Source organism: Bradyrhizobium sp. th-b2, from assembly GCF_000426785.1.
Taxonomy (GTDB): Bacteria; Pseudomonadota; Alphaproteobacteria; order Rhizobiales; family Xanthobacteraceae; genus Bradyrhizobium; species Bradyrhizobium septentrionale.
This window is the reverse complement of sequence record NZ_AUGA01000079.1, coordinates 1-23,347: the sequence shown is the minus strand read 5'-3', so window position 1 is coordinate 23,347 and position 23,347 is coordinate 1. Positions and strand designations below refer to the sequence as shown.

Annotated in this window: 23 protein-coding genes and 1 pseudogene; 7 read left to right on the top strand and 17 right to left on the bottom strand. The window is 57.4% G+C overall.

What is annotated here, in order from left to right:
• The 7 genes and pseudogenes from K359_RS62250 to K359_RS65035 all read right to left on the bottom strand — a co-directional run.
• Positions 1–156 (bottom strand): annotated as a pseudogene (locus K359_RS62250) (IS5/IS1182 family transposase); the annotation flags it as partial.
• Positions 157–403: 247 nt separating this feature from the next.
• Entirely contained in the window at positions 404–1,645 is a 1,242-nt protein-coding gene (locus K359_RS0141615; protein WP_198031259.1) for a site-specific integrase, read from the bottom strand.
• A 323-nt stretch (positions 1,646–1,968) separates the two neighbouring features.
• The gene (locus K359_RS0141610) at positions 1,969–4,197 is read right to left on the bottom strand and encodes a bifunctional DNA primase/polymerase (protein WP_029084474.1); all 2,229 of its coding nucleotides are present in this window, start codon (positions 4,195–4,197) and stop codon (positions 1,969–1,971) included.
• A gap of 177 nt (positions 4,198–4,374) precedes the next feature.
• On the bottom strand, positions 4,375–4,596 hold the full coding sequence (locus K359_RS62245; RefSeq protein ID WP_156928971.1) for a hypothetical protein: 222 nt from the start codon (positions 4,594–4,596) through the stop codon (positions 4,375–4,377).
• Between the two features lie 67 nt (positions 4,597–4,663).
• Positions 4,664–5,323, bottom strand: a complete 660-nt coding sequence (locus K359_RS0141600; RefSeq protein WP_029084472.1) for a hypothetical protein — start codon at positions 5,321–5,323, stop codon at positions 4,664–4,666.
• 341 nt (positions 5,324–5,664) lie between these two features.
• Positions 5,665–6,222, bottom strand: a complete 558-nt coding sequence (locus tag K359_RS62240; RefSeq protein WP_156928970.1) for a hypothetical protein — start codon at positions 6,220–6,222, stop codon at positions 5,665–5,667.
• 195 nt (positions 6,223–6,417) lie between these two features.
• Entirely contained in the window at positions 6,418–8,190 is a 1,773-nt protein-coding gene (locus K359_RS65035) for a formylglycine-generating enzyme family protein (RefSeq protein ID WP_245284881.1), read from the bottom strand.
• A 133-nt stretch (positions 8,191–8,323) separates the two neighbouring features.
• Here K359_RS65035 and K359_RS0141585 point away from each other — a divergent pair, with 133 nt between their 5' ends.
• The 3 genes from K359_RS0141585 to K359_RS0141570 all read left to right on the top strand — a co-directional run bounded on the left by K359_RS0141585 (position 8,324) and on the right by K359_RS0141570 (position 10,538).
• Positions 8,324–9,325 (top strand): hypothetical protein, encoded by a 1,002-nt coding sequence (locus K359_RS0141585; RefSeq protein WP_156928969.1) that lies wholly within the window; start codon positions 8,324–8,326, stop codon positions 9,323–9,325.
• Positions 9,326–9,869: 544 nt separating this feature from the next.
• Positions 9,870–10,250: a hypothetical protein gene (locus tag K359_RS0141575; RefSeq protein WP_029084469.1), complete on the top strand. Its 381-nt coding sequence runs from the start codon at positions 9,870–9,872 to the stop codon at positions 10,248–10,250.
• A gap of 27 nt (positions 10,251–10,277) precedes the next feature.
• Entirely contained in the window at positions 10,278–10,538 is a 261-nt protein-coding gene (locus K359_RS0141570) for a hypothetical protein (RefSeq protein ID WP_156928968.1), read from the top strand.
• 366 nt (positions 10,539–10,904) lie between these two features.
• On the opposite strand, the gene K359_RS57800 is transcribed toward K359_RS0141570, so the two are convergent.
• The 8 genes from K359_RS57800 to K359_RS0141540 all read right to left on the bottom strand — a co-directional run bounded on the left by K359_RS57800 (position 10,905) and on the right by K359_RS0141540 (position 17,442).
• Positions 10,905–12,101 carry a DUF4268 domain-containing protein gene (locus K359_RS57800; RefSeq protein WP_051346706.1) on the bottom strand — a complete coding sequence of 399 codons (1,197 nt, stop codon included), beginning with the start codon at positions 12,099–12,101 and terminating at the stop codon, positions 10,905–10,907.
• Positions 12,102–12,181: 80 nt separating this feature from the next.
• Positions 12,182–12,943: a hypothetical protein gene (locus K359_RS0141560; protein WP_156928967.1), complete on the bottom strand. Its 762-nt coding sequence runs from the start codon at positions 12,941–12,943 to the stop codon at positions 12,182–12,184.
• The gene (locus tag K359_RS62235; RefSeq protein ID WP_156928966.1) at positions 12,940–13,224 is read right to left on the bottom strand and encodes a hypothetical protein; all 285 of its coding nucleotides are present in this window, start codon (positions 13,222–13,224) and stop codon (positions 12,940–12,942) included. The genes K359_RS0141560 and K359_RS62235 overlap by 4 nt, the downstream gene beginning before the upstream one ends.
• Positions 13,225–13,279: 55 nt before the next feature.
• Entirely contained in the window at positions 13,280–13,831 is a 552-nt protein-coding gene (locus tag K359_RS0141555) for a hypothetical protein (protein ID WP_029084466.1), read from the bottom strand.
• A 631-nt stretch (positions 13,832–14,462) separates the two neighbouring features.
• The gene (locus tag K359_RS54920; RefSeq protein ID WP_063618990.1) at positions 14,463–14,906 is read right to left on the bottom strand and encodes a hypothetical protein; all 444 of its coding nucleotides are present in this window, start codon (positions 14,904–14,906) and stop codon (positions 14,463–14,465) included.
• A 67-nt stretch (positions 14,907–14,973) separates the two neighbouring features.
• Positions 14,974–15,483 (bottom strand): hypothetical protein, encoded by a 510-nt coding sequence (locus tag K359_RS62230; protein ID WP_156928965.1) that lies wholly within the window; start codon positions 15,481–15,483, stop codon positions 14,974–14,976.
• A gap of 264 nt (positions 15,484–15,747) precedes the next feature.
• A complete protein-coding gene (locus tag K359_RS0141545) occupies positions 15,748–16,218 on the bottom strand; it encodes a cache domain-containing protein (protein WP_029084465.1) in 471 nt (156 codons plus the stop codon).
• Between the two features lie 318 nt (positions 16,219–16,536).
• Complete coding sequence (locus K359_RS0141540; protein ID WP_029084464.1) at positions 16,537–17,442, bottom strand: LysR family transcriptional regulator; 906 nt, start codon at positions 17,440–17,442, stop codon at positions 16,537–16,539.
• Between the two features lie 157 nt (positions 17,443–17,599).
• Here K359_RS0141540 and K359_RS0141535 point away from each other — a divergent pair, with 157 nt between their 5' ends.
• Positions 17,600–18,343, top strand: a complete 744-nt coding sequence (locus K359_RS0141535) for an SDR family NAD(P)-dependent oxidoreductase (protein WP_029084463.1) — start codon at positions 17,600–17,602, stop codon at positions 18,341–18,343.
• A gap of 67 nt (positions 18,344–18,410) precedes the next feature.
• A complete protein-coding gene (locus K359_RS0141530; RefSeq protein WP_029084462.1) occupies positions 18,411–18,779 on the top strand; it encodes a DUF427 domain-containing protein in 369 nt (122 codons plus the stop codon).
• Between the two features lie 599 nt (positions 18,780–19,378).
• Here the strand turns inward: K359_RS0141530 and K359_RS57795 are convergent.
• Both K359_RS57795 and K359_RS0141520 read right to left on the bottom strand, forming a co-directional pair.
• Entirely contained in the window at positions 19,379–20,929 is a 1,551-nt protein-coding gene (locus K359_RS57795; RefSeq protein ID WP_156928964.1) for a CHASE3 domain-containing protein, read from the bottom strand.
• A 720-nt stretch (positions 20,930–21,649) separates the two neighbouring features.
• Positions 21,650–22,033 carry a helix-turn-helix domain-containing protein gene (locus K359_RS0141520; protein WP_029084461.1) on the bottom strand — a complete coding sequence of 128 codons (384 nt, stop codon included), beginning with the start codon at positions 22,031–22,033 and terminating at the stop codon, positions 21,650–21,652.
• A 159-nt stretch (positions 22,034–22,192) separates the two neighbouring features.
• Between K359_RS0141520 and K359_RS0141515 the strand changes: the two genes are divergently transcribed.
• Complete coding sequence (locus tag K359_RS0141515; RefSeq protein WP_029084460.1) at positions 22,193–22,948, top strand: NADPH-dependent F420 reductase; 756 nt, start codon at positions 22,193–22,195, stop codon at positions 22,946–22,948.
• Positions 22,949–23,071: 123 nt separating this feature from the next.
• The coding region (locus tag K359_RS0141510; RefSeq protein WP_029084459.1) for a transposase at positions 23,072–23,347 on the top strand (276 nt) is incomplete at its 3' end.

The window sequence follows — 23,347 nt, the reverse complement described above, 5'->3', positions numbered from 1 at the left end:
GTTCTCGCTGTAGAGCGGCGCGATCTCGCCGTCGATCCAGTCCCAATCGATCTTGCCGGTGAGCCGGACCAGCTCGTGCTTCAGATTGATGATCTGGTCGAGCCGCGCCCGGAAAAAATCGTTCGCTCCCGTCGTTTTGTGCTTCTTCGGCCGCATCGTGCCCTCCGATGCGGACAGGGAATCATGCTTCGCCCGTCGAGGGAATCTCGAAAACGAAATTGCAAGCTTCCGATGCACAAAACACCAAAACCTTGCAATCTCAGAACGTCATTCCAGCCAAATTACGATTCCAGATCAGTCGCCTGGAAGCTTCTTAACGGGCGACTATCTACGCTAACGGGTGTTCGGGGCGAGAAGCCAGTTCTAACGAAGTCTCGCGTCAACAGATACTGCTGCCCGGACGTCACGAGCTGCTGCTGAATGCGCCCTCAAGCGCGGCTATCGCAGCTTCCCCACCCCGGACGGCCTGCGTGTAGTGCCCCAGCGTGACATTGGCGTTCGCGTGGCCGGCGATCTTCGCGACCAGGCCAACCTCGATACCTTGCGCCTGCAATGTCGAAATAAACGAATGGCGCGCGCTATGAGGCGTCACCAGCGGCAGCCCGAGCTTCTTCAGGGTAGACACCCAGAACCGTCGTCGAAAATTCCAATAGAGCAGGGGGCCGCCACCCCCGACCCGTGGCAGAGGCCATTCCTGGGGGCTTCCTAGGCCGGGAAACACACGATGCAGCTGGCCGTCACGACGCGGGCAGGCGACCCGCCACTCAAGCAGCAAGCTACGTAGCAGGTTACCCATGGGCACGTCGCGGGCTCCGGCGATAGTCTTGTTCAGGTTGGTGATGGTGCCGTCGCGCTCCTGCATGCGGCGGATGCGAATGACGTTCGCCTCCAAGTCGACGTCCTCCCAGAGCAGCCCAAGCTGCTCACTGGGCCTCGTGCCGGCAAGGAACGGGAAAGCGACGTAGAGGCCCCGCTCGCGGTCACGAAGGGCATTTTGGACGACCTTCGAGACCTGCTCGGTTGTCAGTAGGACCTTTTTGGTCTTCGGCTTCCCACGCCCGAGATTTCGAGGCATGGCCGGCGGGCGGATGTTGAGGTCTTCGGCGGCCAGAGCGAGAACACATCCAAGAAACATCTTGGCTCGGTTGGCCGAGTACCAGCCCACCTTGGAAGCTACCAGTTTATGCCAAGACCGAATGTCGCTGGTACTTAGTTCTTGAACTTTGAAATCGCCCAGGAGACGTGCCGTCTTGGCCTGCTCTGGCTTTTCCCCCGTCAGCGCGTAGTGGGTCCGCTCCTGGGGCGTTCCGATCAGCAGAGGGCCGACGATGTTGGCCGCACTTCTCCGGTATCCGTCGAGGGTGCCGTCCTTGATCTCGCCCTGTCTGCTCTCCAGCCACCGGGCGACGATTTCCCGCACGGTCACGGCGCGATTGCGGTCCGCGGCGTACGTTCCCGTCTCGATTTCGGCGATGATCTGGTTACGACGCGCCTGGGCGTCCTTCTGCTTCTCGAAGAACAGTTGGCGGCGTCTACCGGTACGTGGCTCTCGATAATTCAAGACATAGCGAGTCTGTACTACGGTGGCCCCGTTCTGGAGCTTCCGCTTTCTCTCGCGCCTCGTGAGATTGACCGAGCTACCCATATAGCTGCCCCGCATTCAAAAACGACGAGAAAAACTCGGTCGAAGGACGGCTGCAATTATTCCGGAGTTGTCAGAGCGCAGTCCGCTGCAACCGGGGATGTAACCGAGAGCCCCCAAAGCCCCTCTCGGCCCGTGTCGGACGGCATTGGCTCCATCACGAGCGATGATGGGGTCGCCCCCGTGTGATGCTCGTGACGCTGTTTGCCGCAGCAGGCGCTCGCGCGCGTGACCCAAGGGGAGGGGTTCCACTCCCTCTCCTTTCCATTGGAAGAAGGTGAAATCCCCTATTTCTGGCAACACCGGCGTCACGCCGCACCCAACGGTCAATAGCCAGGAGAGAAGGGCGACGGCGTCGCCGCCTTGCCCTCCTGTCCCACCAGCCACACCCTCAACTTCCTACCCTGGTGCGTTCTGGGACCGAACGCGAACAAGACGCCTGCCTTAGTCATAGCGGGCCGCAGCCGGGTGAGATGCTTTGACAGATGGGCGGGCGTCGGCGGAAAATAGCGATCGGCACGTTGATCACCTGAGGCAATCCGTTGGTGCAACTCGGCGACCGTCCCTTCGAACGGGCCGTCTTTCAGCAGGGCTAGCAAAGGTGCAATGACGACATCATTCTGCGCTCTTTCGATCGAGATCTCGTCCTGAGCATTTCGGATCGCTCTGATAAAGCTCCCTTTCTCTAGACCAGTGTGAGGCTCGCATGCGAGGAGCCACCGTTCACAGTCTGCCATACGGAGAGTGGGCCTAACGGATGTATCAGGCCTGGCACCAATGGCACGCGCAGCGATCTCGTAAAGCCCGCCAAGTATGCCCGGGAGAATTCTGTCAATCTCATCCAGCATTTCCTCCTCTGTCCGCCTCCCATGGTCGGACATGGCGGTTAGCCGGAGAGGGATTGAGCGTTCTAAAAGGTCAGGGCGATTAACGAAATCAGCAATACCATTGATCATGACGGGTCGACAAAAATTGAATACGAACTGCTCGTCGTCGGTGTAGAGCTTGCGAGTTCCGAAACCCCCGCCTGTCGCCAAGATACAAAGAGCGTCGGAGATGTCGCCTTTCATCCCCGACACGTTATCAAAGCTGAGAAGAAAATAGTCTTTGGCGTGGATCATCAGATCGCGCTCTGAATCTGGTAGCCGTCCCTTCTCGACTTGGTTTGGGTCAATGATTTTCTTAATGACCATACACAGGAAGCTCTTACCGCTTCCCTGCTCACCCTCCACAAGCAGAACCATGAAGCCACCGCTCGGTCGCAAACAAAGCAAAAGAAATGCAAGGACAAGCACCCATGCATCGTCGTCGAGGCTCAGGAGACTTCTTAGGTCGCTTAAATCACCGCTTTTTGTGGGCTCGGGTAATTTTGCAAATCCAGCCGAACGAACGAGCTTTGTTTCGTTGTCCGGCGCGATCACCCATCTGCCCGCCGTCAAGATGACTGCAGACCCATCATCTGTGCCGAGATCGATCGAGATGCGCTCCCTCGTTCCACCGACCCGAAGATAAGTCTTATACTGCGGAGCCTCGAACTGCGCCTTCGCAGTAAGCAGGGAGACCACCTCTTCAAGCGCGCGAGCGCCGACCGCTGTCTTTTCGGCATCATAAAATAATTTAGTCAGCCACATGGCGGCCTCAGACGATCTCAAGCCGAAATGCCTGATCCCACCGCCCGAAGGAACAGACATGTAGCCCTTCATTCCCTCATCGTGAAATAGAGTTGCTCCGGATGCTTCGACGTACGCGAAAAGTCGGCTAGCTATTGACGGCCTCTTTTCGCCTCGCTCAGTAGCTCCAAAGTTTTTGGATTGAGCACTGCGAATCCATTCGGACAGTTCAACGAGCGAGTTGCCGTCATAGCTTATGGGCAATAGAGCTTCAAAAATCTTCTCTATTATATCGTGTTCGCAGCCTGCACTGACCAGTTGGGCAGTTAGGCGCAATCCTGGCTCATGCGTGTTCTCACCCGACAAAATGCTCGGCGCATGCTCGGAGCCGATCACCAGCCTCAATAGATTGAGCTTTACGTCATCGAGAACCGGCAGGTTTCCAAAGTCGATGTCTAACAGAGGCAAACTTGACCAGACGTAAGGCAGTCGCGTCAGCGGATGGATGGACGGGGGAAGGACTGTCATCTTGCCACCGAACAGAATGTCGATCACGCCCTTGTTCGAAAAATTGCTGATCGTGGTCGATTTTACTCGGGCGCCATTGGGCACCTTGACGAAGAAGGTCATTCCTTTCTGACCGCGCTTCGCGCAGATGCAGCTACCTAAAATGGCTTCTGTTACTCGGACGAGAGCATTGTCGTCGACGTCCACGGCTGCGATACGAAAGTCACTGGAAATTCGCCACCCCAGACACAGGCCAATTCCGTGATCGCGACATGTGGTCAGCCAGCGCGCTCGTTTATCTGGTTTCGGCAAATTGTCGCAGTAACCAGTCCAGTTGGTAATTTCGAACGCCGGCCTCTTCGTCGCCGGCTCCAACGGAATGACGCTGAGAGGCTTCGCCCAGTACCTCTCGGCGTCGTTGCCAAACGGGAAACTCATTGGTCCGTCTCGCGTGGAAAATGAGTACGACAGCGGCCGTAGCCGGGCATTTCGATGACAACCGTCAACCGGATCGACATGACGGGGTATAGGCCAAGCCGAGCGGCCAGCACCGCCGCTTCCCGAAGATCGAACTCGTCCATTGGATCACGAGGCAAGTCGGAGGCTTCGTGCGACTCACTTGTCATTGGAGCCTCCGCTTCGGGAAGCATCGATCGCCGCAATCACCTCGGAAAGTCGGACTAAGCGCCGGCCATTGAACAGTGTGTAAGTCGGAAACAAACCCGCTTTTGCGGCTCTTCGGACCTTGAACAGCGGCAGTGAAAGGCGGCCCGCAGCAGCGCCTATGGTCAACAGCGGTTCAGGTGCCTCGTGTTCGGTTGGAAAAGAAATATTCACGTCTGATTTCCTCGAAGCGGGTTGGGGTGCTGCGAGGATAAAGATTAGGGGGGCGCCTAATAGGGGTTCACGGTTTGGGGTGGCTTCGTGAACCCCTCCGGCGTCTGGCTCTTTTAAGTTCAGTGGAAATCGTATGCTCAGCGAACTTTCGGCCCGTGGTCGCTTTCAGCGCAAAAGCCAATACGAGAACTAGTGGCCCATTTGGGTTTACAGATATTTGTGCCCGTCCAAGCTTTCTCAAGATTCCCTCAATTTGAGGCCGCAGGACGTGGGCGTGCACGTGCCACGACTGATCCCTGCCGCCCGGTTTGGATCGATCGAAAAAGTAGGCTGCGTCCTTAGCCAGATTTGTCAGGGCCGCTTCTAATTGTTTCAGTCTGTGTAATCCTAGAGGATCCATATCGTTGCGTTGAATTGTGTTTATCACGTCAGGAAGTTTCTGGCGCAACGTCGTCAAAGCATGCTGAAAGCTGGGAACTTGCCCAAACTCCGTCGCGTTTAGCTCGTCGAACTCGGTTAGCTGCTCTATCGGGAGTTCCGGATCGATGATTTTCAGTTCTCGTTCGCTATAGGCCGGCAGGTCGTTGACGATCTTGACGAACGACGACACGTCTCCGTCTGTTGCCTCCCCGGAAAATCTGGAAGATTTGGTCTGCCTAAACCAAGCAATTGCAGTCTCGCACGTGATTGGCGAAGGGATGGGCTGGTTCTTGTCTCGGGCCGTCATCAATAAGATCCGAGTGAAATTAGGGGAACTACGGCGGCCGCGTCGCGTCCGAGCGAATTTCAACGATTATCTTAAGGTGGTCTCGTACGCCCGCTATTCCCGCCCCCGCGCGTGAAATAGTCGAATGTAGTAGAATGATAACCTCGCGCGCTCGCGCGTGTCTTCGGGCTGCACCTCGATCCGTCCGCGGCTTCGGACGACGAGCCCCGCGTCATCAGTGCGTCGAGGTACTTCGGACCGGACCGGTCGGAATTCCACGCACGCGCGTAGATCCCCTGGCACGGTAATGGCGCGATGTCATAATGCTGCGCTACCTTCCGATCGCCCTCATGTAATTTCGCTTATTTCTTGTCCCCAGGCTCAACGAACTCGATATGGAGACTCATGCTGATGGCGCCGCCGTCCTTGCCGGTGTGCTCGTGACGCTCGGTGTTGTATACCTTGGGCCGCTTGCCGCGCAGCATCAGGCCAAGCAGCGTGTCGGAATATTCGGTCACTGAGCCCACGAGAACACCACCCTGATAAACTGGCTTCTCAACGCCTTCCACCGCGCGACGGATGGCGGCGTCTTCTAGCTTATCGACGCCGGCCTCATAGGCAAGCGCCCAACGTTCCGCAAAGTCATCCTTATAGGAGCCGTCCTCTTGTCCAGATGCACTTGAATTAGCTTTCCAACGTCTGACGGTCCGCTCATGTATTCCAGCTGCCCACGCAGACTTTGACACCGACCAGCCACCGCGCAATCCGTCTAGGAAAGCTTCTTCAACCTGCTTGGAGCGCTTGCGCTCCGACTCCGGAGGTCGGGACGCAAGCGAGCGCCGCTTGTCCTCGGCAATCTTTCTGATCGCTTCGGCACTTGGGCGCTGCGGTTGCCTGTTGTGTTTGGCTGCTCTTTCCATGCGCGATGACTCCGAACATTTCTCTCGAGCTCCCAACACAACATACAGAAACCAGCTGCCACAAGTAGTCTTGTCTGAGCACCGAGCGATCTGGCAGGAACGCATCCTGAAGCGCCAAGGAATGTCGGTAGCCTCCCGCCCGAAGGAGGTTACCGCGATGCGACACGGGTATTTCGACGCCGGACGGCGAGGGATTTAAAGCGTTCTAGCGACACGGAGGCCGACAACGATGCTGCGACTGTCGGGATGGTCTCCCACGCGGTAGGCGGAGCGCAGGTCCTGAGGAAGATTGTCCCAGGAACCTCCGCGAATAACGCGGAGGGGAGCATTGTCTCGCCAAACTGAACCGTCCGTGGCCGGCTTGCTGTAATAGTTGTCGTGCCAATTATCTTGGCACCATTCCCAAACGTTGCCATGCATGTCTCTAAGGCCCCACGGATTGGGCGGATACTTGAAAACGGAGGTCGTACCCCTCCACTCCTCATTGAAGTTGGCACACTCGGCTGTTATGGCCCCACCCGTGCTGTACGCGCTTGCGGTGCCGGCTCGGCAGCAATATTCCCATTCGGCTTCGGACAGCAGCCGGTAATTACTTCCCGACCGGTCCCTCAACCACGCCACATACGCCTGCGCATCGTGCCAGCTCACGAGTACGACGGGATGCTCGTATTGACCGCCCTCTCCATCTGCCGAGCCCATTATGAATTCTCCGGCCGGTACCACGACCATTTCCGGGGCAATCTCAAGGTCACGGAAGCGATCGCGGGAGCTGAAGCTCCTTGGCGTGCTGCGGATCGGCGATGAAGAAGATGCTTTACCAAGCTGTTGCCCTTCCTGAATGAGGGCCCGCAACGCGTAACGCAAATCGTCTGGGAGCGTCAAAGCAATGGCTTCGATCTGATCCTCAGCTAAGGCGAGAGACGCGAATACTCGCTGAGCGAGAATTGAGCGCGAAAGAGCATCCGCCTCTAAACTTGCCTTGATTTGGGCAGCCGCGATAACTGCAGAAGCGAGCAAAAGGTTTTTCGCCGATCCAACGGCGCGTGCCGCAGCTTTTTGGCCCTGAAAATCTTCGGCGCCTGCAGCTTCGGCGAGCGATCCGACCTCGTCAGCATCGTGGGCAGAAATAGTTTCCTCTTTTCGCGCAATGCGGATGAATTCACGAACGGGTTGTATGATGTCCGTTCGCACTAAAGCCTTTCCTGCTGCATCATCCATAGCCGCGACCGTTGGAAAACCTCGTAGCCATGGCGCGGCCGTTCGCACAAGATCGGTAAGCGAACCATAAATGTCTGGGTCGAGCGGACCGTCCGCGAGCATTGGCTCAGCCCGCACACGGGCGTCCGTCTCAAGAAATCGTCCAATCCGTAGCAACAATGCATAGGCTTCCCCAAGCCGTTCCGGAACTTGCAATGGGTCGAGACCTACTACGGCCCGAAACGCATCGACTGCTGTCGTTATACCCCCCCATCTCTGGGAATTGGAGAGGTGCATCGCCCTACTAGCTAAGTCTTCGACAATTAAGCGGATGGCAAATTGCAACTGCTGCTGGTTCGGATTCGCTGCGGCACGCTTGTCCGTCATACGCACCGTGCGATCTAGAGCAAACTGATCATCACGAGGAATCCATGTTCCGCCAGCTGGATCCGATTTCGCCTTTCGAATGACCTCATCATTTTTTTCCGCGAGCGCCGCTTTATACGCCTTTCGTAGTTCCTCCCGCACCTGCTCGGGAAACGCCTGCAAAACCGGTTCTATCTTGGCGGGCAACCTTTTGCCATTGCGCCAATTCCCTACGCTGGTTGGCGATGCGAACTCATTTCCCACCCGCGTGCTTTGCACCTTGCTTGCGAAAGCCTCATTGGTCCAACGCTCTCCGTTTTTCGCGCCGGTGCCTTCCAAAAGATGCCGCGCGAAGAGCTTCGCAAATCGAAGGCGATAGAAATTAACTGCTGGATTGCGGGCCATTGCGGTCTCTTGCGGTCTCTTTGCGGTCCCTTTGCGGTCTTAGGCCTACTCATTGCGGGCATCAAGGCTCAACAAAGCGGCATCAGCGAGCAACTTCACGAGGTTCGAGATGCTTAGCAAACACAAGGCGGCCATGAAGGTCACCACTGGCCTTTCTTCACTTGCATCCAACCAGCAGCTCTACGCGGTTACCGTGGTCTTTAATCCGCGGCGCTTCACGCGGCGATACGACCACTACAAGAGCTTCGCTACCCATATCCGTGAGCTTGGCGCGGTGCTAGTTACAGTGGAGGTCGCTTTCGGCGACCGCCCCTTCGTGATCACCGACGCCGATAATCCGTTCCACCTCCGCTTACGGATGAAGCAGGAACTCTGGGTCAAGGAGAACGCGATCAGGCTTGGCATTGAACATCTGAGTCGGGTCGTGCCCTCTTGGCAGTACGTCGCGTGGATCGATGCCGACATTCAGTTTCAGCGGCGCGACATCTTTATCGAAACCGTGCACCAGCTGCAGCACTTTGATGTCGTGCAGATGTTTAGCCATGCAATCGACATGGGTCCTCAGGGACAAACCGTGCGGACCGACACCAGCTTTATGTACCAGTACATCAAGGGTGGTGCGGTGCCGCCGACAAGCACGCGGGGCACGAAGGTCGGCGACAAGTATCAGTTCTGGCATCCGGGATACGCGTGGGCGGCGCGGCGCTCATTTCTGAACACGGTCGGGATCTTGGAAGTCGCAATTCTCGGCGCCGGCGACCACCATATGGCGCTGGGACTGGTTGGCCGAGCAGCCCTCTCGCTGCCAAACGGCATTTCCCCAGGATACCGGGCGGCAGTTCTCAACTGGGAACGCCGTGCTGAAGTCAATATCCGACGCAATGTGGGATACGTCCCGGGAATGATCACGCATGCCTGGCATGGAGACAAGATGCATCGGCAATACATCGAGAGATGGCAGGTGTTGATTACTTGCCAATACGACCCAGCGCTCGATTTGGTCTACGACGTACAGGGACTGGTCCACCTCACCGACTTCCAAGATGAGCGCAGCGTCCGATTGCGGGATCTGATCCGTGCTTACTTCGGTCAGCGGAACGAAGACAGCGACGACATGGTAAACGCGGTTTCTTGAACACAACGCGGCGGGCATTGGGGGATATTTCTGGCCTGGTGCGAGAGCGTGTGGCCGGCGCACGTCGCCGGCCACATCGAATGGCTCGGCCGCCGTGAGAACGGTCCGGCTCTCGATGCTAATGTCGCCGCCATATGCCATCAATTGCCTGATGTCGGTGCTGTCGCATGACGAGGCGCGCGGTTGCTCGACTAAATCAACTCGTGAAGCACGTGGTGGGCGCTGATCACTTCCTAGTCTATAGCGCGGCCGTTCTTTATTTTTGCAGCGGGTTCGCGACGATGATTGCGACAGTCGCGACGCTTACCCAAGGCCGCAGTCGCTCTTGTTTCGGGCCGTCCCTATACGATCTTGCCGATCATGACAGCGGCACCGATCACGTCGCCGGGGCGCTTCTCGCCTTTAGGACCTCGGGGCGCTAGAGATATCCCTTCTTATCTTCGATACCTCGGAAAGCTCGAACTCGGGCGGCATCGCGGTTGAACTCGCGTTGCCGTCGTTCCGCTGTCTGTAGTCCAGACTGGTTCCACAACTGATCCGAACCTTGCCAAGCCTCTCCGCGTGCCGTCTGATCTTTAAAGTCGACCAAGCCAGCGCCGCGCGCCCAAACTTTGACGGCCTCGACGCTGGGGAATTCATGGACCACGGTGTGGCCATCGACTTCGCCAATCAGCTTTCCAATAATTATATTGGTAGGCTAATGTTTAGCGGTAAGCCCCGCAAGGGAGAGAAAGTGGCAGTCAAGAAAACGAAAGTTTCCGTCTATGGAAAGGCGGGTACTAGGGGGAAACGGATGTCAACCGGTCAAGGCTGGCGGCTTGTGCAGGTCAGGGGCAACAAGCAGTTCGTCGGCTCGCTTCTAAAGACCGTCAAGGTCGGCGACGAAACCATCGCCATCTTCCGTCTTCGGAAATATTCAAACTGAGCGGTAAGCCGGCAAGGGATAGCGCGAATGGAACTAGTTCGATTGGGGAAATCGCCGTTCAAGAGGCGTGAATACAGCGTGATCCGCAATGAGCAGGATGGCAACGTAGAGGTTCGTTTCCTCGGACCTGAAAATACGAGCGATTTTCGAACGGACATGACGTGGGAAGACGTCGAAAATCTCATCAGCGAGTTCGCCACGATGAAAGAGCCGAAGGCTATTTTCCTTCGTCAGGCAAACAGTCTCGCGATCAGTGCGAGGCGCGCCGGTTGGAAACCGGTCGGATAGATTTCAAACTGAGACACTACCCTTTTGGCGCTTCGAAAGAGGAGTTTAGGAGGGACGCGGCGTTCTCAGGTCGCGGCTTAGATCTTGGAGGCAATAAAGCCACCCGAAGCGGTTCTTCGATGTCGCTGTTTGGCTGGGTGTCGACGATCCTTGTTCGGGCGCCTGTCAGGTGAGCGACTGGGTCGCCTTGGTATTCTTTAACTTTCGGTCACGAAGGTGATGATAGTTCGGTGCTCGGGTCGTGAACTTCTGAAATCGAACATCAGACAGATGGGAGCCCATTTTTAGCTATGTAGCTAAGAGCGATTGCGAACTCTGCGCAGAGACCGGCAGCCAGCCCGATCCCAGCGGACATAAAAGCTGCCTTCATGCTGCGATGTGCGCCTCCAAGGCTTCGGTCATTATCGGAGATACCCTTGTGACGTTTGCGCCAATACCGGATTTTTGCCGCGTGACTAAATTCACTGCGCGTACCCGATCCTTTGAGTGAAACCGAGAGCGTACTCCCCTTAGTCGATGTAGCGTCTCCAATATAGCATCTTGCATTGCGGGCCATTCAACTTCGGGCGCCCGCCATCCTCCATTAAGGTCTTTGCAAATTCTGCATCCTTTGCGACCGGGCAGTTCCTGCCAATCCAACTCATCTCCGAATTTCGCTTCTAGTGCTTGACGTTGGCCGTAAAGCTCCTTGAACGCAGCAAGACTGGCCTGTTCGCCCTCTTTCACGCTAATGTAGCACTCCACCCGGGTGCGGTCTTCAGTGAGGGAAACGCTAAGCCAAAAGCCGGCTCGGCCGATCCCTGCGGAAATCCAGTGGTCAGTCGATGTGCTGCGGTTTGCCAGTAGGGCGATTTTCTTAGTGATAGACCGCTCGATAAGCTGCGACCAAAATTTCCTAAATATTTCCTGTCTCGCCGTTTTGACCTTGCTCTTTTCCCTGCTCTGCTCACGGATTTTTATCGTGTAGTCCATCGCTTCGGGAAGCGGCACGATCTGAGTGGCATCAATCAACACCTTTCCATCTAGTTTGTACGGCTTCAGGCGGATGCACGCGACATCCAAACCGCTCTTGTTCAGCCACATCACCGACGTGATGAGCTCGTCCGAGAAATTAGAGGCTGCAAGAACAATTCGGACATCCCCTGAAAGCTCGACTTCTTCGATGGCATCGAATTCCAGAAATTCCAGAATTTCTTTTTTGGCTCGTTCGAGATCGTCATTCAAATAACGTGAGTGGGCGAGCACGGCTTGATCGAGCGTCATGCTCGACACCATTGCGGCATAACGGATGGCTTGAAGCTCCATGTGCCCACCATCCTCAGTTCGCTTGAGTTCGATGACTGCTAGCTGCGCTTCCTTGGTAAGGCAGAGGATATCGATGCGGCGCGAACTGTCCTGCCAATTGGAGAACTCATCGCACAGGACCATCAAGTCATCACCAAGTGGGGCAATGTGTTGCCTCAAGAGGCTTTGAAGATGCTTCCTCTCCAGGATTGCTTCTTGCGTGTAAGAAGTCTCGGAGACCGGCTCTAGCTTGTCTTGGTTTATTGTATAAAGCGGCATCGAACTTCAACTTTCTTCGCTCTAAAAATAAAGACCGCCCGCGCTGAGCACTCAACCTAGACGAGCTCTTCACGACGGCGCTAGCCGCCAAATCCGCGCTCGCGCAGCCATTCAGTAGCTCGCTTCGCATAAATGCGTTCATCATCCTGATGGGCAGCCTTTGCGGCCTCTGCGAGTACATCCGCAAGCGCGGCCCAAGTCAGCAATCCAGCCGCCCTTAAATTTTTCAGGCCGTCGGGACGATGCTTAACGAGCCGATCTCGCGGGACAGAAACGTCGGCATACTCGGACATCTTTTCCACCCCTTTTGGTGAAGCGCCTTCGCTCGCAATCAACAGGCTGAAGAAGAACTCCCTAACGCCTGCATAGCAACTGCCAACATCGAGATTGCGCAATATTTGATCTCGCTGAGGCCGCGTGGTTGTTCCTAGTGAAATGTCACTCCGATACTTCGCTTCAATAAACCAAACCCAAGTTGACGCCTCTATGATGACATCTATCTCGGAATGTCCTTCGTCTCCGCCGTCGAGCAATCCGAGTGGAGGCGGAACGCTTTGCCATAGCTTAACCACAGCCCTTAGGTCAGTAGGACAAGCTATCGTTGGCAACGCTCGTTCCCACAAGCCGGGCAGCCACACCTGTGGCGCAATTTGACGTAGCGAACGGAAAACGTTCCAAGTAACCGCATCTTCGCTGTTTGCGCTTTTCAGATGTTTAATCTTGCTCGCACGCATGTCTGCAAAAATGGGATCGTATCTGTCAATAATGAGATTGTCTCTGAAATCATCTGCAATCAAAACGCCGCTCGGTGAAAACCGACCTATGCTCTGTTTATCGCTCATGGCCGGCAGAGCCCGCATCGCTTCGAAAACGAACCATCATTCCGCCCCTCACGTTTGGCGGCGAGTTCAAGCTCCGCCACACTGACTGCACAAATCTTTTCATAGCCGCGTCCTGTAAATGCTGCCGGCGCCTGCTTGTCCGTTGAGATGCTACCGCAAGATGCCCGGTGTAGAACAACGTAATCAGGGTCAGCCACGCATCGGACATTCAAAACAAACCCATCGGGGTGAGCCGCCATCCACGCCAGATAACTCAAATCGTCGTTGCTGAACCGGATCATTGCATCGTTCCTCTAAAAAAAGCGAGAGAACTTCAACACGAACGCGGGTAACACTTCATTTGCAGATGAAACTGGCCTCACTGACTAGATCAACGATTTCGACGCCGGGGGCCTTGGACGCAAAATTACTCTTGCACAAAGCCCCAAAGGCATCGGGATCAATCACAAACATAAACCGCCAATCGGAAGTTGTGCGAGCAAGTCGCGCAAGATCTTTGAGAATGCTGGCGCGCTGTGCCGCGCCAAACCCGGGCTGGTAAGGCTTCGTCGTCTTTAGTTCGCCAACAACAGTTCGGCCGTCAGCGGTTCGGGCCAAAATGTCGATGCCGGATGCGCCCTGTGCCTTTCCAGCCGCGTCAAAATCCGCAATGCCAAATCGACGAATGAGATATTCCTTCGCCAACAGAGTGGCAACGAAGCCAATATCGTTATTGAGGTTTCCGAGTGAATGCTTGATACCGGTCAGGTAGCGAAGCCAATGCCGAACATCGAGGGCGTCGGAAAGGCGCTCTCGCTCAACAAAAGCCCGCAGGGTTGCATCCTTGGTCCGGATCGATTGGCAAGAACGTTTCTCAGCTACAGTAAGATGATCTTGCGCTTCATCCATACACGTTCTCCCGGTCTCGCTAAGGCGCGCAATTCGGACAAGCCTTTGTGTCCGCGCGCTTCAGCTCCGTAGCCAATCGATATGCGTCATCGCGGCTCAACGGACCATGCCATTTTCCGTTGCGGGGGGACGATCCGGCCTGCGTCCCACGGCCATCATTGCAGTACCCGCATTCGCCCTTGTGAATGCGAGCCCGATCATGCGTCCAATTTTCATAGATGAAATAATCGACCATCAGCAGCCCCCGCTAGTCAGATCACCGCCTCCCACCCTTCGTCAAAAACCGAGAAGCGCGGCTAACTTCTCGATACGCTCGGCACCCTAATCAAATCGCGACGCGCTAGTTTAGCTCAACCTTGAGGTTTGGGAAACGGCTTCACATGCAGCTCAATACTGCGGACATAAGGGCGAGAAGTTTCCTGATACCCGACCAGTTCCGATACATACGCGTTCTCCGGGATAACTATAGCTGCGCTGCCGCCCGAGCTTTCGGGCTCGGTTGTTATTAGAGGCATTTGAGGCTGCGGAACCGAGACAGGGGTCTCGTTAGAAAAGCGCTTGAACGACTCTACTTCGGACGCTTGGTTGTTGATTGAAAGACGCTGCTGTCTCACTGAAAACCTAAGCCTGTCTACCGGGGTTTCAGTTTCCATTTCATTGCGGTTTTCGCAACGCTACCCGGAGGCATTTGTCCAGGGCCATCATCGACAAAGCCGAGGTGTCTCATCAGACCTGCCGTGAGATAGCCGGCGTTAATGGTGCCTCCATTTTGCGGACGGTATCGTTCGCCAAGCTCTTCGCAAATGAAAGGCTCGATGCCAGCTAGGGCGGGAAGCCCCGCCTCGACCGCCTTGAGAGCTTCAGATTTGTGCGCCCAAATAATCTCATCCATGCGAATGTAGTCGGGATCGCTACTCAGCATGTCGCCAGAGCTGAGCGACAGGTTATTCTGCTCTATCATATCGACGATCGCTTGCCCTCCCTGATCCAATCGCTTCGTGGCGTTCTGGTAGAGAACGGCGCGGGCGTCGGGGGTCATCGATCGAAGATCTTCAAGTGAGTACGTCTTTGCCACTGTTGCTTCCTTCCCATTAGTGATGTTCAGATTCGCGCGGCTCATAGCACTATCAAACGGCGTCACCTCAATGGGATAAGTTCGTACGTAAATCCTTCCCCCACTCTAATCCTGCACAGTCGCAAGCGCGCTCAAGCCATCTGTAGGTTTCCTGAGACGAGTTGTTCGTGCCGTACCACCATCCTTCGATGAGTTGGTCGCCGTATTCATCACAAAGGTGTTCGGAATCGAAGAGCATCCTTCTCTCACGAGCTACGATACGTTTTGTACCTGGCTTCACGTGTGAGAGTTTTTCTAGCGTGCCCGGACGGGAGGCCTCAATCGATCGCAGCCCTTCTCCGAGCAACTCGCGCAATGAGCCAAATTCAGAGCGATTGCGATTAATCTCCAACCAATACTCACCTGAACGACGGGAAGCGCGAGCAATGTTAGTTGGCTGCAAAGGTTCGAGGAGCGTCTGAACCTTTGGCTCATCATACGGATCAACGGTCTCTTTTGAGAGGTCAATGGACGCAGACGGGGCCATTGGATCACTGCCGACCGCCAAGCGGCTCTCGCTCAAAACACGGACATACATGTTGCCGCCCTTACACCGTTGACCGCACCCTGACGAACGCAAGCGGCCACCGATCGCCTTTAAACAGTAAACCAGCGTTTATGTTTGACGAGCCTGCATGATTTCGTATGCCGATGCTTATCGCTGGCACACGTGGCTACCGGCCGCGCTTTCCGAATTCCATGTCTGCTTTCGAGGGTAGAACGGACGTGCCACTAAGGCGGAGACACTTCCGATTTTGACCCGGAGCAGAACTCGGTCGCCGACTAAGTTGAAACCCGGACACTAGGGATAGAAGCCCGCGCCGACGAAAGCGACGCCTTCGGCTTTCACCGCCTTAACGTAGCTCCACTTTTGCGACGGCTCAGTCTGGCCGGGTTTTGGCAGCCAGTAGTCAACCCACCCTGATCCCTTCGTCTGCGCCATCTTCATCAGTTCGTCGTGAAAGGCTTTGCCTTTTTTATCTGTCTCTCCGTGGTACGCGTGTCCTTCCCGAGCCGGAGTGGCCGGATTAAGAAGCACCGTACCGTCGGGCGAATAGGCAAATATGTAGACGTCACCGGACCACCACTCGCTTCCGCGCTCGCGAAACTCGGAGAGAGCCGCCTTTCCTTTGGTGTCTACGATAGCCGCTGCTTTGTTGACCAGTGCTTCGATCTGCTTTGCATTCGCGGTGTTCGGCGGAGATTGCTGCGAACTGGCCGGATTGGCCGCCAGAACAAGCGAGGCACAAATCAGTATGACGTGCCGGAGCATTCTATATTCCTCCCGTGCTTTGCCACTGCCCGGAATGATACCATAGATATCTCGCGCCCCAAGGCGACTTCCGCGTTTGGCCCTTCACGGACAAGCCGCACTGGCTATCGAAAGTCCGGTGTCGAGGGCGAAGCGGACGTCAGGGTTGCGCGTTCCGACTTCCGAGTTTGACCCTAAGCGGACGACCGAGAAAAGTTTGGCTGACTTGCCTGTTACGCAGTCCACAAAATCCGAGCTGTACATTAACCTCAGGACCGCGGAGGCGGTCACAAAGTGCCACTGACATTGCTCACCCCCCGCGCCGATCGAGATCGACCCTTATCCTGCTTCGCCTTCGACGGCCGGGACAAGATTCGCTGCGAGAAAGTCTACGAATGCCCTGAGCTTGGGAGCGAGATGGCGGTTCGACGGCCATAGCACCCGAAGCGGTCCGGAGCGATCGGTGTAGTCATCGAGCACGGTGACGAGCAGACCTTCGCGAAGTTGCCGGCTTATGGCGAAGTCCGGCATGTAGGCGATACCCAGGCCTTGCTCGGCCATACAGATCAGCGGCTCAAGCGTACTTGCCACCGCCGTTTTCGGCAGTTCACTCTCGATGCCGGCATGCTCGCCCCGCAGCGGCCATCGCTCGAACTTTCCGCTGGTCGGAAACTTGTGGTGCAGACAGGCATGAGCCCTGAGGTCGTCGGGGGTCAGAGGGACACCCTTGGCCGCCAGATAGGCCGGGGCAGCCACGAGGCGCCGACGATATGTGCCCAAGGCCCTGGACATCAAACGCGAGTCGCCGACATCAGCGAAGCGCACCACGGCGTCAAAACCCTCCTCGATCACATCGACGACCCGATCGCTGAAGTCGAGATCCAACTTTATTTCGGGATAGGCCCGCATGAACGCGGCGAGAGTTGGCATCATCAGCATGCCAGCCAATGGCAGGCTGACACGCAGTGTGCCGCGCGGGGCCTCGTGCTTCTGCGTCAGTTCAAGCTCGGCCGCTTCAATTTCAGAAAAGATGCGCCGCCAGCGCTCGAGGAACAGCGCACCTTCCGCGGTTAGCGTGATGCTGCGCGTGCTGCGATGGAGGAGGCGCACGCCGAGCCGCTCCTCCATCCGCGCCACTGCCTTGCCGACCGCCGACGACGACACGCCAAGTTGCCGTCCCGCGACGGTGAAGCTTCGGGCCTCCGCCGCCCGAACGAAGGCATTGAGTGATCCCAGACTGTCCATCCACAAAACTCCATTTCGGACATTCGTGTCCGATATATTTGGAACCATGGCCAGATTTTCAAACCCTTGGGAGCACCCATTTTGGGTCCAACGCCGGACGATCTCCCTCCGGAGACGGCCCGGCGGATCAAAACCTCGTTTTATCAAGGAGATAATCATGTCCTCGTCAGTCGTGCTGATCACAGGAGCGCTCACAGGCATAGGTCGCGCAGCGGCCGTATCGTTCGCAAAGGCTGGCCATCGCGTCGTTGTTTCCGGGCGAAAGGCGGATGCCGGCCGGGCGCTGGTTGGCGAACTCCGCTCGCTCGGTGCCGAAGCCGAATTCGTGCAGGCCGATGTGCGCAAGGAAGACGATGTCCGCCGTCTCGTCGACCGCACGGTCGAACGCTTCGGGCGTCTCGATATCGCGGTGAACAACGCCGGCACCGAGGGTAAACCCAGCCCGATCACGGACCAGACCACGGAAAGCTACGCCGCGACGTTCGACACCAATGTTCTCGGCGTGCTCCTGAGCATGAAGCATGAAGTGCGCGTCATGCTAGGACAGGGCAGCGGCAACATCATCAACATCTCCTCGACCTACGGTCACGAGGGTGCGGCTGGCGCCTCTGTCTATGTCGGCAGCAAGCATGCGGTCGAAGGCATCACCAAGTCGGTGGCGCTTGAGACCGTCAGATCGGGGATCCGTGTCAACGTCGTGGCGCCTGGTCCCATCGATACCGGCATGCTGACCCGCTTTACGGGCACGCCGGAGAACAAGGCGGCTTTGGTAACGACTGTTCCGATGGATCGCCTCGGCCGCCCAGAGGAGGTCGCGAACGCCATCGCCTTCATCGCGTCGGACGAAGCATCGTTCATCACGGGCCATGTATTCAACGTCGATGGCGGCAAGAGTCGCTGACCTCTCTGGACGCCGGAGTTACACGGCGTCCAGAGGTACCCGTTTCCAATTGAAAAGGATGCAAATCATGGCTGATAAAGCGTTGCAGATTCCGGGGTCCGACCACCCCATTTCGATCGAGGCAAATCCATCTCGTGTCGTGGTCGAAGTTGGCGGAAAGATCATCGCCGACACCTGCGATGCGCTGACGCTTCGCGAAGCCTCCTATCCGGCCGTTCAATATATCCCGCGTCGGGATGTCGACATGGCCGCGCTCGTGCGAAGTGGACACACGACGTATTGCCCCTACAAGGGTGACGCTTCCTATTACAGCATTCCGGCTGGCGGAGATCGCTCCCTCAATGCGGTGTGGACCTATGAGACGCCATTTGAAGCGATGGCGCAGATCAAGGATTACGTCGCCTTCTACCCGGACCGGGTCGACGAGATAAGCTAATCGGCGAGAGGAAGGAGCATGAGAGATGGCGTCGATGGAAGAAAGGAACAAAACGCTTGTCCTCGAGCATTCAACGCACTGTTCAACAAACGGGATTATGAGGCGCCCCTCCAATTTGTATCAGCCGCAGGCATGTCGCCTTTTGGCCCTTTTCGGAAGTGCCGCGCCGGCTATCGAAAGTCCGGTGTCGGGGGTGAAGCGGACGTCGCGGTTGCGCGTTCCGACTTCCGAGTTTGACCCCAAACGGTCCTGGCTAGAAACCGCCGATCGGCGGGCTCATGCTGCCGTGGTCTCAGAATCTTGAAGACTTTGGTCCACTTCGCGGATTGGTCCGCAAATAGTTCAATAAGCCTGGCCGCAACAGCCATCTACGTCGGCAGCGCCGCCGCGATGTTCACGTTCGACGCGGCCAAACTTCGCACAGGAGTTCGGCTATTTGGCCAATTCCACAGCACAGGTCGGCGTCGTCGGACTCTACCCGGGCCGGGGTGCTAGCAAGCGTCGTGGTCGAGCGCCATCATCGCCCCAAAGCGATATCCGAGCGCAAGGCGACGCAGCTGACATTGCCACAACGCTTTCGCTCCTCAAGACCCGCAACCTCACCCCAACGGCATTTGGCCATCGTGCTCGGCGGAAGCAGTCCCGGCCTGCTTCGGAGGTAGGGTGAACTGAAATATGGCGCCCCGAGGTTTATTTGCGGTGGCCCACATCCGTCCCCCGTGCGCCGCGACGATCGACTGACAGATGGCCAAGCCCATGCCTATGCCATGGGGCTTGGTTGTGTAGAAGGCTTCGAAGATGTGGTCCATGCTCGACGCTTCGAATCCCATGCCGGAATCCAGCGCGCTGACGAGCACGCCGCCGACGGCGTCCGCTTCGGTTCTGATCTGCAGCTCCCGCTCCCCCTCGTCGAGGCTGGCCATGGCTTCGACGGCATTGACGACCAGGTTGAGGATCACCTGCTGCAGCTGAATGCGATCACCTTCGATCTGCGGTAAGTCCCCGGCGAGTTGCGTCTGCAGCGAGACGCGATGCCTCAGCACTTCGTTCCGGACCAGGGCAATGACGTCGAGGACGGCTTCGTTGAGGTCGAAACGGCTCCTGGGCGGTGGCGCCTTCCTGATCAGGGCTCGGATCCGGCTGATGATGTCCCCGGCCCGTTTCCCGTCCGCGGCGATCCAGGTGAGGGCCTGACGGACCTCATCGAGGTTGGGCGGGTGGGCACCCAACCAGCGCAGAGCCGCCTCGGCGTTGGTGACCGCCGCGGAAATCGGCTGATTGACCTCATGGGCAATCGAGGCCGTCAGCTGCCCCACCGTCGCGATGCGATTGAAGTGCGCGAGCTCTGCCTGGGTCCGCTCGCGTTCGATGATGCGCTCTTTAAACACTCGAACCGCCGCCGCCATCGCACCGATTTCATCGCCCCGGCCAACCCCGGGGACTTCGATGCTGGTGTCGCCCCTGGCCAATGCTGCCATGGCGCTGGTCATTCGGGTGATCGGCATCGTGATGGTGCGCGTGAGTAGAACGCCCATCAGCACTGCGGTCATGAGCGAGGCTGCGCCGCCGAGAATGGTCATTGCATATGCAGTCGCGTACGCCTGTTTCTGCACGACGTCGCGTTTTGCCAATAAGTCGCGCTCAACCGTGTCGATTTCGTCCAGCTTGCCGCGGACGAGGTCCATTGCGGTTTTGCTGACCTCCGAGGCCGTCAACGCGTGTGCCTCCTCGCGCGTCTTTGGGTTCGCCATCAGCGCGACCTTCCGCTCGGCGACCTCCGAGCGCCACTTCGTCGCGAGCTCGTTTAATTCATCAAGCCGGCTCTGCTGAGCGCGGTTGTCCGAGGTGAGGTCCCTTAGCCTCCTGATCGCCACGCCGAAGACTTGGCCGCCCTTACGATAGGGCTCCAAAAATTTCTGGTCGCCGGTGAGCAAATAGCCGAGCACACCGATTTCCTGATCCAACATTGCCTCTAGTGCCATGTCTAGCGTGTCCAACACGTCAGTGGTGTGGACCCGCAAATTTTTGGTCGCTTCGATCACGCGAAGCCTGTCGTATACAATCGCGCTGCTCACAAATATGATCGCAACTACTGCCGCAAACGCGACCATGAGCTTGTGCAAGATCTGCAAATTCGGAAAAGCGGACACATGATCCTCGAAAGCCGAAATCCACCTAATGACCAGCTCGTTAGTCGAGATTGTCCCCGAGCGAGGGCATTAGCAATGGAGTGGCCATAGGGCAAAGTGGCGCGTCCGCAAGTTCCGCGCCGTAGGACGCTTGATGCGATGCGCTCGTTCGGTCTTGGCGACAGGGGCCGTCGTTGGAACTACAGCTTTGGCCATATCTGAGGGAGCGCTGGCGAATCGGCGAGGTGAACACTCCCGTGCCGTCGACCTCCTGAAACCAATCCTCGACAGGGATGTACCGTCTCGGAGGAAGTCCTGCGCAACAGGACGTTCTGGAGCAAGTCTTTGCCGACGACGTGCGCCTGATACTCGCTCGGGGTACGGCGCGATGTCCAATTCCGCCCGAACGCCGGATTGGATATGCTCAAGCAGCACGGCAGTTTCGGCACTAAGTTTGGGCTGAGCGCAACCCGCCTTTGCTGCTTCGGCACCACTTAATCGAACGAAGCAGCTATTTGCCGCGGCGCGTGAGTCGGGATGTGGCCCTCTTCGGAAGATGCCGCACTGGCTATCGAAGTCCGACGTCAGGGGTGAAGCGGACCTCACGGCTGCGCGTTCCGACTTCCGAGTTTGACCCAAAGCGGGCATGGCGGTCAGAGGACGTGAAACTCATTCGTCGTCGCGCGAGCTCCTCGGATGTCATTCGGTTCGCACACCGCGGCGCACCAGCATCTTCCGGCGCTAGTCCGCATGCCGCTTTCCCTCGTCGAACAGCTTCTGCGCTTCGTTGACCTCTTCGATGTGCTCGCACGCCCATTTCCCGAGGGCAAGCACCGGCTTGCTTAGAGACCGACCGAGATTTGTCAGACCATATTCAACCTGAGGGGGACTGGACGCAAGTATTGTTCGTTTGACAACGCCGTCACGTTCCAGCCCTCGCAGCGTTCTTGTCAGCATCTGCTGCGAGATGCCCTCGATGCTCCGTTTGATCTCGTTGAAGCGACGGGCCCCGCCGCCGAGAAGTACGATGATGAGCACACTCCACTTGTCGCCAACGCGCGCAAGCACCTTTCCGACCCTGCGGCTGTCTCTCAGAATTTGTCCGTCCGAGGCAGTCCTACCCATCTGACTAAGTCCTGTCGCTAGGCGTTCTTGCGCTTTCGACATGCATAGCCCCATATCTGGCCTAGGTCACATTCATTGACTGGGCGCAGCGGGGGACCCGCCGAAGGTCTGCCAGAGGGGCGGGCCGCAAGGACGCAAAGCCATTAGAACGGAGAAACCATGGAAATCGGTCTGATCGGCGCCGGCAACATCGGCGCCTGCCTCGCACGAAAGCTCAAGGACGCGGGGCATAACGTGCGGATCGCAAACTCCCGCGGCCCCGAGACTCTCGCCGACCTGGCGGAGGAGGTCGGCGCGACGGCGGTGTCGGTCGTCGATGTCGCCAAGCAGTCAGATGTACTGATCATCTCGGTGCCGATGAAGGCTATCCAGCAATTTCCGGCCAATCTATTCGATGGCGCGCGCCACGACCTCATCGTGGTCGACACTGGCAACTACTATTCCATGCGTGACGGACGCATAGAGCCGTTGGAAAGCGGCATGCCCGAGACGAGGTGGGTCGCCGAGCAACTGGGACGACCGGTCGTCAAGGCGTTCAGCAACATCTCGATTGACAGCCTCCGAAATCAAGGGCGCCCCAAGGGCTCGCCGGAGCGCATCGCCCTGCCGGTCACGGGCGACGACCGGCGGGCCAAGGATGTGGTGATCGGCCTAATCGAGGAGATCGGCTTCGACGGGGTCGACGCCGGCGATCTCGACGCGTCCTGGCGCCAACAGCCGGGCAGCGCCGCCTACTGCACCAACCTCGGCGCCTCGCGACTGAAGGAGGTCATGCAGGGCCTGACCGTCGACGACCGCGCCAAGCTCGGCGAGCGCCGCGACGTGGCGTTGAAGAAGATGATGGAGTTGCCCAACGGCATCATCGCAAAAGACAGCGTGCCGCTGCTGCGCTCGCTAGCTGGCCTGCCGGACTAGTTCCGGATGTTCGGGCCAGGCGTCGCGGACGGAGGCGCTCGCATGGTATCCCTCCATTGAGGGCCGCCTTGTTTGACGGACGCGAGCGCTGCAGGTCCTAGGGGTAATCCTAGGAGAAGCGCTATGACGATTTCGCGGGCAGAGGTGATCACATCGGTCGAGCGGCGGCGTCGGTGGTCACAGGATGAGAAGGAACGGCTAGTTGCAGCATCGTTCGAGCCCGGAGCCACTGTTTCCGAGGTGGCTCGCATGGCCGGCCTTCATGTGAGCCAGCTGTTCAGGTGGCGCAAAGAGCTTTGCAAGCACGGTGAAACGAGTGTAGCGCCGTTGGTGCCGGTCGAGATTGGGCCGTCTGTGCCGCCGCGGGATGTGGCCGAAGCGCCATTGACGACGGCGCCG